General features: G+C 70.0%; 3 protein-coding genes. 2 read left to right on the top strand and 1 reads right to left on the bottom strand.

The genetic code is table 11. The features are described from left to right. Both BACI9J_RS22955 and BACI9J_RS22950 read left to right on the top strand, forming a co-directional pair. A partial coding sequence (locus tag BACI9J_RS22955) for a hypothetical protein (RefSeq protein WP_159736676.1) occupies window positions 1-258 on the top strand: 258 nt, incomplete at its 5' end. Next, entirely contained in the window at window positions 258-740 is a 483-nt protein-coding gene (locus tag BACI9J_RS22950; protein WP_159556968.1) for a hypothetical protein, read from the top strand. The genes BACI9J_RS22955 and BACI9J_RS22950, both read left to right, overlap by 1 nt. Window positions 741-821: 81 nt before the next feature. Here the strand turns inward: BACI9J_RS22950 and BACI9J_RS22945 are convergent. After that, on the bottom strand, window positions 822-1165 hold a 344-nt coding region (locus BACI9J_RS22945; protein WP_201296721.1), incomplete at its 5' end, for an aldo/keto reductase.

Below are 1165 nucleotides of genomic sequence, written 5' to 3'. Positions count from 1 at the left end.
AACCTGCAGTCCGACCCGGACGCCGCCGTCACGAAGCTCAAGGAGCTCGACGCGAAGATCTCCGACGGCGTCGACGACCTGTCGGACGACGACCTGAAGGCCAAGGGCGACGCCTTCGAAGAGGCCTACGGCGACCTGGTCGACGACATCGAGGACATCGCCGAGGACCCGAAGTCGGCCGACGTCTCGGGCCTGACGAAGTCCAGCACCAAGGTGCAGGACGCCGGCAACGCGTTCCAGAAGGAGTGCAACTCCTGATGCGCCGCACCCTCACCGCGCTGGCCACGGCCGGCCTCGCACTCACGCTGCTCGCCGGTTGCTCCGGCGGTGACGGTGGCAACGGTGGCAACTCGTCCGGCGGTGACTCGGGGGCGTCCAGTGCGCCCTCGGCGTCGAAGACCGCGGCGGCACCCGCGCAGAGCAAGCAGGAGGCCTGCTCCCTGCTCGAGAACGAACTCGCGTCGTTCCTCAAGGAGCAGGGGGCCAACACGGCTCCGTCCGACGTGAAGGCCCGCGGGGCGCTCATCGGCGAGTTCGTCCAGCGCATCGACTCGGCGCTGACGAAGGTCTCGAACGAGCAGGTGCACGACACGTTCGAGGAGTTCTCGGGCGCGGCCAAGCGCTACAGCTCGGCCATCGAGTCCGGTTCGGCAGAGGACTCGACCGAGGTCAAGAAGGCCCAGTCCGACGTGCAGAGCACGCTCGACCAGGTTTCGGCCGTCTGCCCCGCCAAGAGCTGACCGCCACCGCGCACCACACACGACGACGCCCCGCCCTCCTGCGAAGGAGCGGCGGGGCGTCGTGCATCCCAGGGGGACGGGTCAGGCGGCCGCGGCCTGCGACGCGTCGAGCCGTGCGACGTCCTCCGGTCGCAGCCGCACGGTCGGCGCGGTGATCGAGTTCAGGATCGACTGCGGGCGCGACGCCCCGGGGATCGGGACGACGACGTCGCTCTTCTGCAGCTCCCACGCCAGGGCGATGACCTGCGGGGTGACGCCACGGTCGCGGGCGATGTAGGCGAAGTCCTCGAACGCCGTGCCGAGGTCCGCCGCACTCCCGATGCCGCCGAGGGGGCTCCACGGCAGGAACGCGATGCCGAGCTCGTCGCACAGTTCGAGCTCCGGCTCGCTCGAGCGGAACTTCGGCGAGTACTGGTTCTGCACCG

Origin of the sequence: Arthrobacter sp. 9V, assembly GCF_902506065.1 — a bacterium.
Taxonomy (GTDB): Bacteria; Actinomycetota; Actinomycetes; order Actinomycetales; family Micrococcaceae; genus Arthrobacter.
Note: the sequence above shows the minus strand (reverse complement) of the source record. Positions and strands in the feature narration are given on the sequence as shown.

Coding starts and splice junctions, on each gene's coding strand:
- BACI9J_RS22950 (WP_159556968.1), top strand. CDS start 258: ATGCGCCGCACCCTCACCGCGCTGGCCACGGCCGGCCTCGCACTCACG.